Source organism: Spirosoma litoris (genome assembly GCF_054776755.1).
This window is the reverse complement of the sequence record NZ_BAAHBI010000075.1, coordinates 164,067-177,765: the sequence shown is the minus strand read 5'-3', so window position 1 is coordinate 177,765 and position 13,699 is coordinate 164,067. Positions and strand designations below refer to the sequence as shown.

At 46.3% G+C, this 13,699-nt stretch carries 12 protein-coding genes; 5 read left to right on the top strand and 7 right to left on the bottom strand.

Going from position 1 to position 13,699, the window contains the following annotated elements:
• Positions 1–369: 369 nt before the first annotated feature.
• Together ACYVGR_RS36000 and ggt are read right to left on the bottom strand one after the other, a co-directional pair.
• On the bottom strand, positions 370–1,002 hold the full coding sequence (locus tag ACYVGR_RS36000; protein ID WP_460965515.1) for a YciE/YciF ferroxidase family protein: 633 nt from the start codon (positions 1,000–1,002) through the stop codon (positions 370–372).
• Positions 1,003–1,206: 204 nt separating this feature from the next.
• On the bottom strand, positions 1,207–2,949 hold the full coding sequence (gene ggt, locus ACYVGR_RS35995) for a gamma-glutamyltransferase (protein ID WP_460965513.1): 1,743 nt from the start codon (positions 2,947–2,949) through the stop codon (positions 1,207–1,209).
• 191 nt (positions 2,950–3,140) lie between these two features.
• On the opposite strand from ggt, the gene ACYVGR_RS35990 reads away from it, so the two are divergent.
• Together ACYVGR_RS35990 and ACYVGR_RS35985 are read left to right on the top strand one after the other, a co-directional pair.
• Positions 3,141–3,473 carry a hypothetical protein gene (locus ACYVGR_RS35990; RefSeq protein ID WP_460965511.1) on the top strand — a complete coding sequence of 111 codons (333 nt, stop codon included), beginning with the start codon at positions 3,141–3,143 and terminating at the stop codon, positions 3,471–3,473.
• A gap of 4 nt (positions 3,474–3,477) precedes the next feature.
• Positions 3,478–3,927 (top strand): hypothetical protein, encoded by a 450-nt coding sequence (locus tag ACYVGR_RS35985; protein WP_460965509.1) that lies wholly within the window; start codon positions 3,478–3,480, stop codon positions 3,925–3,927.
• A gap of 52 nt (positions 3,928–3,979) precedes the next feature.
• On the opposite strand, the gene ACYVGR_RS35980 is transcribed toward ACYVGR_RS35985, so the two are convergent.
• Both ACYVGR_RS35980 and ACYVGR_RS35975 read right to left on the bottom strand, forming a co-directional pair.
• Complete coding sequence (locus ACYVGR_RS35980) at positions 3,980–4,711, bottom strand: LytR/AlgR family response regulator transcription factor (RefSeq protein WP_460965507.1); 732 nt, start codon at positions 4,709–4,711, stop codon at positions 3,980–3,982.
• 7 nt (positions 4,712–4,718) lie between these two features.
• Positions 4,719–5,840 (bottom strand): sensor histidine kinase, encoded by a 1,122-nt coding sequence (locus tag ACYVGR_RS35975; protein ID WP_460965505.1) that lies wholly within the window; start codon positions 5,838–5,840, stop codon positions 4,719–4,721.
• A gap of 307 nt (positions 5,841–6,147) precedes the next feature.
• Here ACYVGR_RS35975 and ACYVGR_RS35970 point away from each other — a divergent pair, with 307 nt between their 5' ends.
• Positions 6,148–8,307, top strand: coding sequence for a xanthine dehydrogenase family protein molybdopterin-binding subunit (locus tag ACYVGR_RS35970; RefSeq protein WP_460965503.1), 2,160 nt, complete (start codon positions 6,148–6,150; stop codon positions 8,305–8,307).
• Between the two features lie 167 nt (positions 8,308–8,474).
• On the opposite strand, the gene ACYVGR_RS35965 is transcribed toward ACYVGR_RS35970, so the two are convergent.
• Positions 8,475–9,791 (bottom strand): gluconate:H+ symporter, encoded by a 1,317-nt coding sequence (locus ACYVGR_RS35965; protein ID WP_460965501.1) that lies wholly within the window; start codon positions 9,789–9,791, stop codon positions 8,475–8,477.
• A 364-nt stretch (positions 9,792–10,155) separates the two neighbouring features.
• On the opposite strand from ACYVGR_RS35965, the gene ACYVGR_RS35960 reads away from it, so the two are divergent.
• Positions 10,156–10,527: a hypothetical protein gene (locus tag ACYVGR_RS35960; protein ID WP_460965499.1), complete on the top strand. Its 372-nt coding sequence runs from the start codon at positions 10,156–10,158 to the stop codon at positions 10,525–10,527.
• A gap of 125 nt (positions 10,528–10,652) precedes the next feature.
• Here ACYVGR_RS35960 and tnpA read toward each other — a convergent pair whose 3' ends face one another.
• Together tnpA and ACYVGR_RS35950 are read right to left on the bottom strand one after the other, a co-directional pair.
• Positions 10,653–11,117 (bottom strand): IS200/IS605 family transposase, encoded by a 465-nt coding sequence (tnpA, locus tag ACYVGR_RS35955; protein WP_460965497.1) that lies wholly within the window; start codon positions 11,115–11,117, stop codon positions 10,653–10,655.
• A 245-nt stretch (positions 11,118–11,362) separates the two neighbouring features.
• Positions 11,363–12,511, bottom strand: coding sequence for a glycoside hydrolase family 5 protein (locus tag ACYVGR_RS35950; RefSeq protein ID WP_460965495.1), 1,149 nt, complete (start codon positions 12,509–12,511; stop codon positions 11,363–11,365).
• 243 nt (positions 12,512–12,754) lie between these two features.
• Here ACYVGR_RS35950 and ACYVGR_RS35945 point away from each other — a divergent pair, with 243 nt between their 5' ends.
• Positions 12,755–13,615 (top strand): sugar phosphate isomerase/epimerase family protein, encoded by an 861-nt coding sequence (locus ACYVGR_RS35945; RefSeq protein WP_460965493.1) that lies wholly within the window; start codon positions 12,755–12,757, stop codon positions 13,613–13,615.
• Positions 13,616–13,699: the final 84 nt, after the last annotated feature.

Below are 13,699 nucleotides of genomic sequence, written 5' to 3'. Positions count from 1 at the left end.
AAGCTAATTCTTAGCTAATGAGTAGAGTGATAGATTACTTAAAGCCACCCAAAGGCATTAATTGTATTTTTACATGCGTCAAAAAGCTGAAATAGTATTTTTAGATGCGTTCAACCTGGGAAATACATGCTTCCTATTTGGTTGTGTAAGGATTGACTGAAGCAGTATTCCTTAAAATGAAAAATCGACTGACACGGTTCTTTTACAGACGTATCAGTCGATTTTATGAAGAAGCCTACTAGTAATGATGTAGTAGGTGTTGGTTTTAGCGGATTCTATTGATGATATTATAGTGATAATCAATAGAATCCGCTATCAATTAGAATCAAAAGAATCTCGAGAATCTAAATTGGAAGAGGACTAGTCAGATCAGATTCCTAAAGGGCCACCTGCGGTAACGTCCTGATTCACGATCGGATGACGACTCGCGTGGTGGCTACCGGGATGATGATCTTCTTCTTCTTTTGAACGTTTATTCACAAATGATTCGGCTAGGGCAGTCAGCGTATGATCTGTCGTCTTTTCTTCAGCCAGCGTTTTTTCTAATAATTCTGCCGACTGTGTAAAGTCCAGCACATGGGCCAACGTTAGCAACGACCCATAAATGGCAATTTCGTAATGTTCAATTGCCTGAGCGCCGATAATCAGCCCGGCATCGCGCGTTAATGAACCCGATTCGGTTGATGCAATAATCCGCTCCACATCGTCAATAAGGCCATTAATGCTTTCCGAAACTCGTTCTTCGGTTCGTACGCCAATAATTTTAAATATTTCTTCCAGCCGTTCTACATGTATACGACTCTCCTCCTGATGCTGCAGAAAGACATTTCGTACTTCGTCGGTTGTGCTGGCTTTGGCCTGTTTACCTAGTGCATCGACGGCCTGATTTTCCGTGTAATACACACTTTTCAATTCGCTGATAAACAGGTCTCTTAACCCTTCGTCGGTTGTGGAATCATTGCCACTAAAAAAACTTGCAATTCGATCTGCCAAAGCTGCCATGATATGTTGAGCATTTAAATAAACTATTCATGTCTAATACACCTAATACGGGTTGCCAAATCTGTGCCAAATGCTGACTACGAGTATATTATGGGTTTAGGAACGATAGTATGGTTATGTTTCTCCACAAGTTTTGTAGAGTATACTCTCTTTAACGCGTTTTAGCGCAGGAGTGTTGCAAATTCGGGCTGCCTAATTGGTGGCTTAATAACCCGCGGCTTGCCCATCTTTACGCATCTCGGTAGCACCCCAGTAAATCTTATTGATGGCATCCCACTGAATAGCCTGATAGCCGCCAAAAAAGTCAGTTGGAGACAGGTGATGCCCGCGAGCTTCCAGAGCCGCTCGAACCTCAGGTGAAATACCGCTTTCGAGGGCTAATCGACCGCCATCGGCCATGATTGTACCGATAGGTTCACTACTTCCTGAATGGCTAAACCGAGCCGCATCGCCTGCTTCCTGCACATTCATACCGAAGTCGATTATGTTACACAACACTTGCAAATGGCCCTGGGGCTGCATGGCTCCTCCCATGACACCAAAGCTTAAAAACGGCTCTCCATTTTTCGTGACGAAACCGGGGATGATCGTGTTGAATGGCCGTTTACCCGGTGCATATACATTAGCGTGATCGGGTTGCATGTTAAAACTGGTACCCCGGTTGTGAAAAACGAACCCGAGGCCATCAGGAACCATGCCACTACCAAACTCCAGCATATTGCTTTGAATAAGCGACACTATATTCCCCTGATCATCCGCTACGGTTAGGTAAACCGTATCGCCCGACTGGAGCGCTGGATCACCGGCATCGAGATGGTCAGATGCTTTTTTGGGGTCGATTAATTTGCGACGTGTAGCCGCGTAGTCTTTGTTAAGAAGCCAGCGTATTGACGCTTTGGCAAAATCGGGATCGGCATAGTACCGGGCACGATCTTCGAAGGCTAATTTCTTAGCTTCGACTAATATGTGCAAGTAATCGGCGCTGTTATGGCCCATGCTTTTCAGATCGAATCCTTCAACAATATTCAGCATTTGTAGTACCGAAATACCCTGGCCATTTGGGGGTAATTCATACACATCGTACCCTCGATAGTTGACCGATACTGGCTCTACCCATGTGCTCTGATGGGCTACCAGGTCTGCCTTGCGCAAATGCAAACCCGCTTTACGCGCGTACTGATCAATGGCATCGGCTATAGCCCCTTTGTAAAAAGCATCCCGGCCGCCTGTGGCGATTTTCTCATAGGTAGTCGCTAAATCTGAATTTCGAAAGACCTGCCCCTGAACGGGTGCTTTACCATTGATCAGAAACGTTTTTTGGAAATTGTTGAACTCGTGAATGATGGACTCGTTTGCTGCCAGCCGATTCGCGGCTACCTGCCAGGAATAAGTAATGACCTGTGGAACCGGAACGCCTTCGCGGGCATATCGTATGCTCGGTAACAGCAGACTACGCATAGGGATTTTGCCAAAGCGCTTATGCAACTGAAACCAGCCATCTACGGCACCCGGCACCGAAACCGACAAGGGACCGTAAAGCGGAATCTGCTTCTGTTGACCCAAAGCCGTCTTCAGCACGTCATACGTTAATCCTTTGGGCGAGCGTCCGCTGGCGTTCAGGCCATACAATTTGCGGTCTTTCGCCGACCAGACGATGGCAAACAAATCGCCACCAATACCGCCGTTATTCGGTTCAATAACGCCCAGAGCGGCATTGGCCGCAATAGCCGCATCGACAGCAGTACCACCTTGCTTTAGAATATCCAGCCCAATTTGTGTAGCCAGCGGATGACTAGTGGCCACCATGCCGTGCTTTGCCAGAATGGGACTGCGGGTCGCAAAGTTTGGCCCTGTAATCCGATCGCCTTTATCCGATACCTGACCGAATAGGGTAGATGAAAGCAGGTAAAACAGGCAGAAATAATAACCGACATGGGTCCGATTCATAGGGGTAAGAATGACTTCGAGAATTTTGATGCAATGAGTTGACAGCCTATAAAGAAACTGACTGGCAGATTTACCCAAAATCAACATGCAACCTGTTTTTAATCAGGCAAGTCATGCGTTATGCCTGTTCCTGGTCATGAATGGGTTATCGAACCGACCGTACTTTTGGTCCATGGTTAATCGCTTCCGATATGACAAAGCTTACCCTCATTAAACTTATTCATACGGCTATTTGGGTATTTTTCAATCTGGTCATTTTCTACCTGTTCTACGCTGGTATCAGCAACACGGTTGATGAACGAGCCTGGATTTGTGTAGGTTTCGTAAGCCTGGAAGGGCTTGTTCTGGTTTGCTTCCGATTTGTTTGCCCGCTGACGTTGATGGCGCGTAAATACTCGGCATCGACAAGTGATAATTTTGATATTTACCTGCCCAACTGGTTAGCGAAATACACCAAATTGATATACACGACCTTGTTCGTTATCGCTTTAAGCATACTGATATATCGCTTGCTAACTGCTTAAATTAATGGAGACAAAATCAGCCCGAAAAATCCTTCCCTCATTACTGGTTTTTCTTGGAATTGGGGCTCTTGGTGGAGGAGGTGCGCTTGTTGTTTCTCCGAGTGGTGAGCTGATGCATATGCCGTTGTCGATGCTGGCGCACTCACCATTCGGCAGTTTTCTGATTCCCGGAATTATTCTGTTTTTGCTGCTTGGTGTGTGGCCTTGTCTGGTTGCCTACGCGTTATTGAAAAAAACGCCCAGTTTGTTGGCCGAGCGAATGAATTGTTTCCGTGATATGCATTGGTCGTGGACTTATGCCGTGTACTGTGCGTTTACGCTCATCTTCTGGATACAAATTCAACAGATGTTTCTTCAGGCCGCGCACTGGCTGCATAGTTTTTACCTGTTGCTGGCCGTTGTTCTTATCTTTTGTGCGCTGCTTCCTTCGGTTAGAAGAGTGTATAAAAAGTAGAGAGATGGTGGCAGTATTGGCCTCTGATAGCGCTTCGTAAACTACGAAACCTTCACTTTATCCAGAGCTTCGAGTTGACTACCTGATCAATGACCTGTTCGCGATAATTTCGACTGATCGGGATTCGGTGAGCCTGAATGAAAATCTCGTTTCCTTCAATACTGTTGATTTTGTTAATCGATACCAGATAGGATTTATGCACCCGAATAAATGCCAGATCCGCTAAATTTTGCTCTAAGGTTTTCAGATTCAGGAGGGTTACGTATTTTCCTTTGGTAGTGAAAAAAGTCACGTAATTCTGCATGCCCTCGATGAATAAAATATCATCGAAATAAAGTTTTTCATACTTGTTGCCGCATTTGATGAAGATATAATCCTGTTCGGTTTCTACGTTTTGCGGGCTTGCGGGCATTACGTTCGTCAGGAGCCTATGGTAATCTCTGGCCTTGTTGGCCGATTTAACAAAACGATCAAAGGTGATGGGCTTGAGCAAATAATCCAGTACGTTCAGCTGAAAGCCTTCGAGCGCGAAATTAGAATAGGCCGTCGTGATAATCACCATTGGCGGATTTTGCACAATCTTCAGGAAATCGATGCCAGTCATTTTTGGCATCTGGATGTCCAGAAAGATCAGATCGACGGGTTGCCGATCCAGCAAGCTCATGAGTTCAAGCGGATTATCACACGTTCCGGTCAGGTGCAGGAAATCAACTTCGTGTACATAGTCGGCTAGCCCTTCTCTGGCTAACGGTTCATCATCAATGATTACACAGGTAAGGCTCATCGTTGTATCAGGCGAGTTGTAACGAGGTTGAAACCACCGATTCTGTCAGCATGAGTCGCAGCTTTACCTCAAACTGATTTGAGTTATGTTGTATCGCCAGATCATGTTGCCCCGGATACAATAAATCGAGCCGTCGTTGCACATTTTGTAAGCCAATTCCCCCCGATTTAATGGCCTCTCCAGCAGCATTGGGTGAGGTGCTGTTGGCCACAAAGAAATCCAACTGGTGTTCGTACAGGTCTAGCCGGATCGTAATCCAGTTTGACTGGCCGCTATGTCGGGAAACGTGCTTGAACGCATTTTCCACGAACGTCATCAGAATAAACGGAGCTATTTCCAGATGCGCTGCAAAGAGTGGCTTTCGGTCAAAGGTGACGTTTATGTTGCTGTTTTGGCGGAGCTTTTCCAGGCCAATGAAGTTTTCCAGATACGTAATTTCTTTTCCCAGTGGAATCTGCTGGTCATTGCAGTCGTAGAGCTGATACCGCAACAATTCCGAAAATTTGGCCAGCGAATCGGAGGCCATATTGGGGTTTTTATGAATCAGAAAAAAGATAGAATTGATGGTATTAAACAGGAAATGCGGGTTGAACTGATTTTTTAGAAACTTCAGTTCGGTTTCCAGTTTTTCTTTTTCGAGTAACTGCTGGCGTTGCCGGGTTTGAATCCAGTTTTTGGTCAGTTTAATACTCATGGCCAGGGTCATACTGGCAACGGTTGATGGCAAGGCATTGCTCAGAAATGTATTGAAGCAGGACGATTCGCCATACAAATCGGCGGTGGTTCTGCCACTGACATAAGCGCTAAAGTAATATCCGCCTACAATACATAAGGTTGCGCATACGATTGTCAGCAATAAATAGGCAATGTAAGGGGCAAACTTACTTTTCTCCAGATACTTCGGAATTAGAAAGTAGAGATTGAAATAAACCGCCAGCGCCTGAAAAATGACGTAGAAGCTGTACTTAAGCGCATAGGGCAGAACAACTAACGACTGGAAAACTTTGATGGGATTTCCCAGCGTGACAACCCACCAAAGGTAATGATACACGAACCAGAAGGGCAGGTGATAGATTTTGTATTTGAAGAACCAGTTCTGGTTTGACGGAAGAGTTGGCAGAACGTTCATTTCGTGAGAGGCTCGCTAGTTTTTCTAAACACGCTGAACAAAAGGCAGTTGTTTGCTCGAAAGTACAAAAATACAACCGGGTTCTCATCGTTGATCGACAAACGACATCGCTCGATTGATGAAATACATTTTTGCCTGTACGACAGGCTAAGTCTACTTGCTTCTATCAACTTTTGTCTGATTCTAAGTCGTTGGTCAATTAGATCACCCCGGTTATCAATCCTATTTTTTAGCTGTTTGGCCTGATTGTTTCTTGTAGTCTATTAGTCACTAATGTAGGCAATACCATTAAAGAAGACGCCGTAAAATGAACAAAGCAGACAAGATAAATCGCCGGGATTTTCTGAAAATTGGCACACTTGCCAGTGGCGGACTTTTAATGGCTTTTGCCACCCCTGCCGAAGCCAGACAGGCGCTATTGTCAACCACCTCGAACACAGGGGCTACGCTCAATACATACCTGCGCATTGGCGAAGACAACAGTATTCATATTATTCTCTCGAAGGTGGAAATGGGGCAGGGGATCTGGACTACCTTGCCGATGTTGATTGCCGAAGAACTGGATTGCGATTGGAAGAAGATAAAAGTAGAAGCCAGTCCACCGGGAAAGGCCAGTGATTTTCTGGAGAATCCTGTTTATCGATCTACGGGAGGATCAGAGTCGACCGTGCAGGAGTTTGATCGCTGTCGAATAGCGGGTGCTACAGCCCGAGAAATGCTGGTTGCTGTTGCAGCCCGCCGTCTGGGCGTAAAACCAGAAGCGTGCCGAACGGAAAACGGCTATATCATTGCTGGCGATAAACGGATTAGCTATGGTGAAGTGGCTACCGAAGCCTCATCACTCCCCATTCCGTCAGTAAAACTTCGCGAACCTAAAGACTGGAAGTACATTGGGAAATCGCAAAAGCGGCTGGATGCACCTGAAAAGATTAATGGTAAGGCGATTTACGGCCTGGATATTGACTTCCCCGGTTTATTGACAGCCGTTGTGGCCCACGCGCCCGTTTTTGGTGGAACGGTAAAATCCGTCGATGCAACTAAGGCAAAAGCTATAAAAGGGGTTCGACAGATCGTGCAAATCCCGACGGGCGTTGCGGTGCTGGCTGATAACTTCTGGGCGGCTAAAGTGGGCCGCGATGCGCTGAAAATAGACTGGGATTTGGGGCCAACTGCCAATCTTGACAGTACGACGCAACTGGAAGAATACAAGCAAATTACCAAAACGGGAGGGTTAACGATCCGAAAAAAAGGAGATGTGACTGCTGCTCTGACTAAGGCTGTAAAGACCATCGACGCTACCTTCAGTTTTCCCTACCTCGCCCATGCCCCAATGGAACCTCTGAACTGCACGGTGAAGATTCTCCCGGACACGTGTGAAGTCTGGACGGGGACACAATCGCACTTATTGCATCAGGCCGAAGTGGCTGCGTTTTTGGGTTTTAAGCCTGAACAGGTTCAATTTTATACGCCTTTTCTGGGTGGCAGTTTTGGTCGGCGCGGCTCCTTTAGCTCCGATTGGGTCATGGAAGCGGTACACATTGCTAAAGTAAGCGGCAAGTTTATCAAGCTGGTCTGGTCTCGGGAAGATGATATTAAAGGTGGGTATTACCGACCCGTTTATGTGCATGGTGTTCAGATCGGCGTCGGCACGGATGGACTTCCACTGGCATGGCAACACCGGATTGTTGGGCAATCGCTGTTCACGGGCACTCCCTTAGCCGATATGATTGTTCAGAAAGGAATTGATTATAGTTCTGTTACGGGAGGTGCTCCTTATTCGGATTCTGTACCTGATTATTCCTTTGAGCTGCACACAACATCCGTGGGAGTGCCCGTTCTGCCCTGGCGATCGGTAGGGAGTACGCATACGGTTTTCGTTGTGGAAGCCTTGATTGATGAACTGGCGACGCTAGCCCAAAAAGATCCCGTTGACTATCGACGTTCGTTTTTTAAAAATCACCCTCGGCATCTGGCCGCGCTTAATCTGGCTGCCGAAAAAGCAGAATGGGGAAAGCCGTTGCCCACAGGCCAGTTCAGGGGAGTAGCTGTTTGCGAAGCGATGGGTAGTTATGTTTGCCAGATTGTTGAGCTATCTATTGTTGATCGGCAGGTTCGGATGCATCGTGTCGTATGTGCCATTGATTGTGGACTGTCGGTGAATCCTGATGGTGTTCGCGCTCAAATGGAAAGCGGTATTGTTTACGGACTTACGGCAGCTTTATATGGCGAGATTACGCTAGAAAAAGGACAAGTCAAACAAAGTAATTTTCACGACTATCGGATGCTGCGGATCAACGAAACCCCTGAGATAGAGGTCTACATTGTACCTAGCACCGAGAAAATGGGGGGAGCTGGTGAACCGGGCGTTGCCCCGATTGCCCCAGCCGTAGCGAATGCCCTTGCTGCCGCTACCGGTAAACGAATTCGAAGATTACCTGTGCGGATGGAGGATTTGGTGAAGTCCTAATGCTGTCTATAGGGTGTAATGGCATCATGGTGTCGGTTACTAATAACCGACACAGCTAGGACGGTTCGCCGTTGCGATTCTTAAAACCTAACGAATGACAGTAGGTTTTGAGAAACCTTATTATGTCAGATGTAAGCATCTGATATCACACATTGGCTGATTGGGCATCAGCTAATCAACCAACTCAACACCATTACGCCAGCCAGACCCGATACCGAAACCAGCGTTTCCATGATGGACCAGGTTTTGAGTGTATCGACCATCGAGAGCTGAAAATATTCCCTGAACAGCCAGAAACCTGTATCGTTGACGTGCGAAAACATCATGCTCCCGGCTCCGATACTCAGCACCATTAAGTTAGGCTCTACGCCGGTGGATGCTAACAAGGGTGATACAAATCCGGCCGTTGTAATACCCGATACTGTTGATGAACCCACGCAGACCCGAATGAGCGCGGCCATTCCCCAGGCCAGTACATAAGGATGAACCGACGAGTTCTGCATCATGTCGGCAATGGATTGGTTGACGCCCCCATCGGTCAATACTTGTTTTAGGGCACCTGCTCCGCCAAAAACCAGAAAAAGCATGGCTACGTCCTTAATGGCATCGCCCAGGAGAGTAGTCACCTCGGGCATGGTTTTTCCCCGCCAGATGCCAAGCGTAAATAGCGCAACCAGAACCGCAATGAACATACTTACAATGGGCTCACCCACAAACAAAAGAATTTGTTGACTTACTGAGTTCGCGGGTAGGAACGGACTGACTACTGTACTTACGCCAATGAGCAGAATCGGGAGCAAGACCGTGAGAAAGCTCACGCTGGTCGAAGGCATCTGGTCTTCCTGCAAATCGGGAGCAATGAACGCAGGATTGGGTAAGGTTGTGTAGCGTTTCAGCGTTGACCCAAATAGTGCACCCGAAATCAAAATGGCCGGAATCGATACAATAATGCCATAAAATAAGGTCAGACCCATGTTGGCATTAAACTGTTTCAGGATGGCCAACGGAGCCGGGTGAGGTGGCAGATAACCCTGCGTGACAGACAAGGAAGCCAGCATGGGCAAACCAATGTACAGCGCAGGGAGCTTATACCGATAAGCTACCGTAATCACCAAAGGCGCCAGCAACATAAATCCCACCGAATAGAAGAGGGGCAAGCCGACAATGAAGCCCGTTACCAGAAAAGCCCAGCGGGCGTGTCGGGTTCCTACCAGCTCCATCATGTTGACGGCAATTCGCTGAGCGGCACCACTTTGAGCAACCAGTTTACCGAGCATGGCACCCAATGCAATGATGGCCGTAATTGAGCCTAATGTGCCGCCAATCCCTTTCTGGATGGCTTCGACAATGGCCAGCGGTTTCAAGCCAAGTGCCAGGCCGACGCCAATAGAGACAGCGAGAAATGCCAGAAATGTGTGCAATCGGGCAACCGAAATGAGGGCAATCAGGACCAGGATGCCAAGAAGCGTAATGGTTAAGGGCATGATCGAACAAAACGAATCTAGTGGGCAAACAGGAATGCCTGATTTATCTACTTGTCTGACTTATAGCTGTTATTGAGAAAATGGGCTTCCCCAGAAGGTGTTAATGAGTAAGTCTAAACGAAAAAAATAATGAATGTCGCAACAAATCATAATTTGAGAGCTAGAGAACATCACTTTCATTTAGTAGTGATAAATAAGAAAATTGAAAAATTTTAAATGGGAAATTCTATTAAATGAATTTTTTACGCCATATATCATCCGGGCTTAATTTTAGCTACTATAAAATTAGTTAAAACTATTTTTTGTTATTTATCGTAACATTATTCCCAAATTGACGTCAACAAAACCACAGATATTTATAGTTATGAGTAATTCAAACCAACTTCAGTATTTCGTATCGCAGTCATACCGTCAGGTTCAGTTGTCGGTAGATAAAGGAACCCGGCCTTATTTACACGGTGAATTTTTAGCTCAATTCAATAAGCTGTTGGAAGCGTCGGGCGATGAAGAATATACGCGGCATCTCACTATTCAGTTAGTAGAAGAAGCCGCGAAACACAACCAAACCACCGACTATCTGCGGCAGGAAATGGCCTTCGAAGTCCAGGTAGCAACAATCGGCGACCGAGCGACCGCTGTTTCTCTCGACCAGTCAAATCTCAGTTCGGATTTATATAATCGTCGCCTACATCGGCAAACGACTCGCAAAGGGCAACCTGCGGCTGAGTTGGTCTGAGTGGTAACCTATCCCGAAGGGATACCATGTTTATAGCACACGAAGCTACAATAGAGTTATACGACCCCGTCGGGGTCGAACGTCATGTGGACTTGCTTTACTATAAACATGGGAATCCTTCGGATTCATCCGTCAATCCACTCAAACAGATATTCTTGTTTAAATTCGATTTGAAATTTTCGTAAGAATGTGGTGTATTCCTCTTGGAATGTCCTGTTTCGATGATGATCCTTTTGGTTGGTGATATAAGCAATGACGGAGTCTAGGGCAGAATGGCTATAAGAAAAAGCCCCATAACCTTCCTGCCACTCAAACTTGAATTTGCAATATTGGCTTTCCTGAATGAAGGCGTTCGATGATTTCTTGATTTCTCGAATCAAATCAGACAGGCAACAGGACGGCTTCATGCCAATCAGAAAATGCACGTGATCTGGCATTCCGCTGATCGCCAGCATTTTTTGTCCTTTCTGCTGTACAATACCAGTTATGTATTTGTAAAGGTTTTCTTCCCATGTTGGAGCGATCAAGCTATTTCTACCTTTCACTGCAAAAACAACATGGATATAGATTTGGGAAAACGTACCAGGCATGCCTAAATGAGTGATGGATTCAAATTCACATTTTTTGTATGTCCCCTTATGAGGCATTTCCATCCTGACAGAAACCCATTAATAAAGTAACGACGATTTACTATTTGGTTTGATGTAAACTTATGCCGTAAGCGTATGACCCCTTCAGGGTCACATGTTTATAGGGAAACCGGCATCTCTATAAACATGTGACCCTGAAGGGGTCATACGTATCTACATTGACGAAGAGTTACCTTTAAAGTACTTTACGCTTTCAGCATCAAATTCAACAACTTCCTATCCAGCTTGTGACCGTACCAATCTTCGTAGGCAACATCGGTACGGCCGGAATCAAGAATGCCGAATGAGCCTACAAATTCCCAGAGCGCAAAGCCAATTCCATTGCTCGACAGAATATCGAGCACATCTTTAAACCACGCCAGAAACACATCATGTGGGGTTTTGTTCCAGCAACCGCACTCACCACAATGGACACCAACGCCCTTATTGACCAGCTCAATCCAGGGCTGGTAGAAGGTTTCGAGCATAGCGCGACTCAGGTATTTATCGCCCACTTGGCCCGGCCATTTCGGTTCGGGTAAATGATCTGGGTCCTTATTCGCCCAAGGGGCTTTGTAATGCGAAATAATGCCCGGATTATAACCCCGGCAACTTTGCGCAATGTTCAGATCGGCAATGGCCGGTATGACCGATGAACCTGTATCGTTCCCATCAGCAATAATGAGGTGGTTTTTATTTTCTTTCCAGATAGCTTCTGAGGCAGCCAGAGCCACTTTCCGATAAACTTCGCCCGGTACGGTACTGTGTTTAGCATGCTGATCGTTCATATCGGCTCGCAGGCTGGGTTCATTCAACAGATCGAAGCTGATTTTCTTCGACGATACGTTCTTGTACCGTTTTGCCCACATGTTCCAGTGAAAGCAGAATGCATCGAGTGCCGCCTGATCGGCCCACAGATTGTAAGGCTCATGAAAGCCCGCATTGACGCAATAGCCTGGTGCCCGATGCAAATTCAGACTTACGTGTAGGTTATACTTATGCGCCATGGCAACCAGCGCATCGATCCGATCAACAGCTTGCTGATCAATTTGATAGACTTCGTCTGGGGTGATATTGCGACTTCGGTCGAATTTGAGATAAGCTGGATAGGCCATCGGAATCCGGACGAAATCAAATCCCCAATCCTGCATCCATTTGAAGTAGTTTTCCTGCGAAGCGGGTCGGCTGTTGGCAGGATCGGGTGAGAAGAAATCCAGCATGTTAAAGCCTTTCCATTTCGGCAGCTTGTTTTTGACTACGTTCTGTGATGGCGAAACGGCCAGAAGCTCCGTTCCGGCTGTGCTCAGGGCTGCCGTGAGTAAACCCGTGTTCTGAATAAACGTCCTTCGTTGCATGCAACAGAGAGAGGCATAAAATCAAAATCTACTTGCAGCTGAATCAGCTCTTGACACCAATATAAGTAAAAACAAGGCCAATCTTGTCTTATAGACCAGGCTTGCGTTTCAACTAAAGTCGTGAAATACGCGAAAGCTAGTAAGGCCAACTTATTGCTGGATGAGTATTCGCCACGTTAGTTTCATGTATGATCCGGGTTACTCATTAGGCTATAAATGCATTTAAAAAGAAAACCGATAACCATGAAAAAAACCTTTTTCTCGTTGTGTTTGGCAACCGTTTCCTTACTCAATTTAACAGACAGCTTCGCTCAAAAAGGCAAGCTGTATACCTTCCCCATCGGGGTCGAGTCGTACACTTACCGGGCCAGCTTCCCTAAAAATGTCATTGCCACGCTGGATACAATCAAAGCGCTAGGCATCACCGATATGGAGGGTGGAGCGCCTAAAGGATATACCGAAGCCGAATTCAAAAAATTATGCGACGAGCGGGGTATTAAAATTTCGGCGACAGGTGGCGGATACGAAGAACTGGCGAAAGACCCTATGCCTGCCATTAATAAAGCCAAAGCACTAGGCGCTTCGTTTATTATGTGCGCCTGGATTCCTCATCAAAAGGCGAATTTTAACCTGGAGAATGCCAAGAAAGCCGTCGAGGATTTTAACCGGATCGGCAAAACGATGAAGGAGAACGGAATAACGTTCTGCTACCACAATCACGGCTACGAATTCCATCCGTACGAAGATGGTACGCTGTACGACTACATCGTTAAAAATACCAACCCACAATATGTTTCGTTCGAAATGGACATTTTGTGGGCACAACATGGTGGTGCTGATCCAGTTGCCTTGTTGAAAAAATATGGCAGCCGTTACAAATTGATGCACCTGAAAGACCTAAAGAAAGGTGTTAAGGGTGATTTGACTGGCGGCACTCCTCCCGAAAATGACGTTGTCCTTGGCGATGGTCAGGTAAACATTCCTGAAATTTTACGCTTAGCGAAAAAAGCCGGTGTTAAGCACTATTACATCGAAGACGAGAGCAACAAAGAATACGAACAAATGCCCAAAAGCATCGCGTATTTGAAAAGCCTGAAAGAGTAATTGAGGAGCGTTCTGTTATTCGCAGCAGCCCGGCAAGCCGTCGGGCTGCTTTTTTATTATGAACCTGTTTAAACTTTTGTTTGA

Coding starts and splice junctions, on each gene's coding strand:
- ACYVGR_RS35965 (WP_460965501.1), bottom strand. CDS start 9,791: ATGCCCTTAACCATTACGCTTCTTGGCATCCTGGTCCTGATTGCCCTC.
- ggt (WP_460965513.1), bottom strand. CDS start 2,949: ATGAATCGGACCCATGTCGGTTATTATTTCTGCCTGTTTTACCTGCTT.
- ACYVGR_RS35985 (WP_460965509.1), top strand. CDS start 3,478: ATGGAGACAAAATCAGCCCGAAAAATCCTTCCCTCATTACTGGTTTTT.
- tnpA (WP_460965497.1), bottom strand. CDS start 11,117: ATGCCTGGTACGTTTTCCCAAATCTATATCCATGTTGTTTTTGCAGTG.
- ACYVGR_RS35975 (WP_460965505.1), bottom strand. CDS start 5,840: ATGAACGTTCTGCCAACTCTTCCGTCAAACCAGAACTGGTTCTTCAAA.
- ACYVGR_RS35960 (WP_460965499.1), top strand. CDS start 10,156: ATGAGTAATTCAAACCAACTTCAGTATTTCGTATCGCAGTCATACCGT.
- ACYVGR_RS35970 (WP_460965503.1), top strand. CDS start 6,148: ATGAACAAAGCAGACAAGATAAATCGCCGGGATTTTCTGAAAATTGGC.
- ACYVGR_RS36000 (WP_460965515.1), bottom strand. CDS start 1,002: ATGGCAGCTTTGGCAGATCGAATTGCAAGTTTTTTTAGTGGCAATGAT.
- ACYVGR_RS35990 (WP_460965511.1), top strand. CDS start 3,141: ATGACAAAGCTTACCCTCATTAAACTTATTCATACGGCTATTTGGGTA.
- ACYVGR_RS35945 (WP_460965493.1), top strand. CDS start 12,755: ATGAAAAAAACCTTTTTCTCGTTGTGTTTGGCAACCGTTTCCTTACTC.
- ACYVGR_RS35950 (WP_460965495.1), bottom strand. CDS start 12,511: ATGCAACGAAGGACGTTTATTCAGAACACGGGTTTACTCACGGCAGCC.
- ACYVGR_RS35980 (WP_460965507.1), bottom strand. CDS start 4,711: ATGAGCCTTACCTGTGTAATCATTGATGATGAACCGTTAGCCAGAGAA.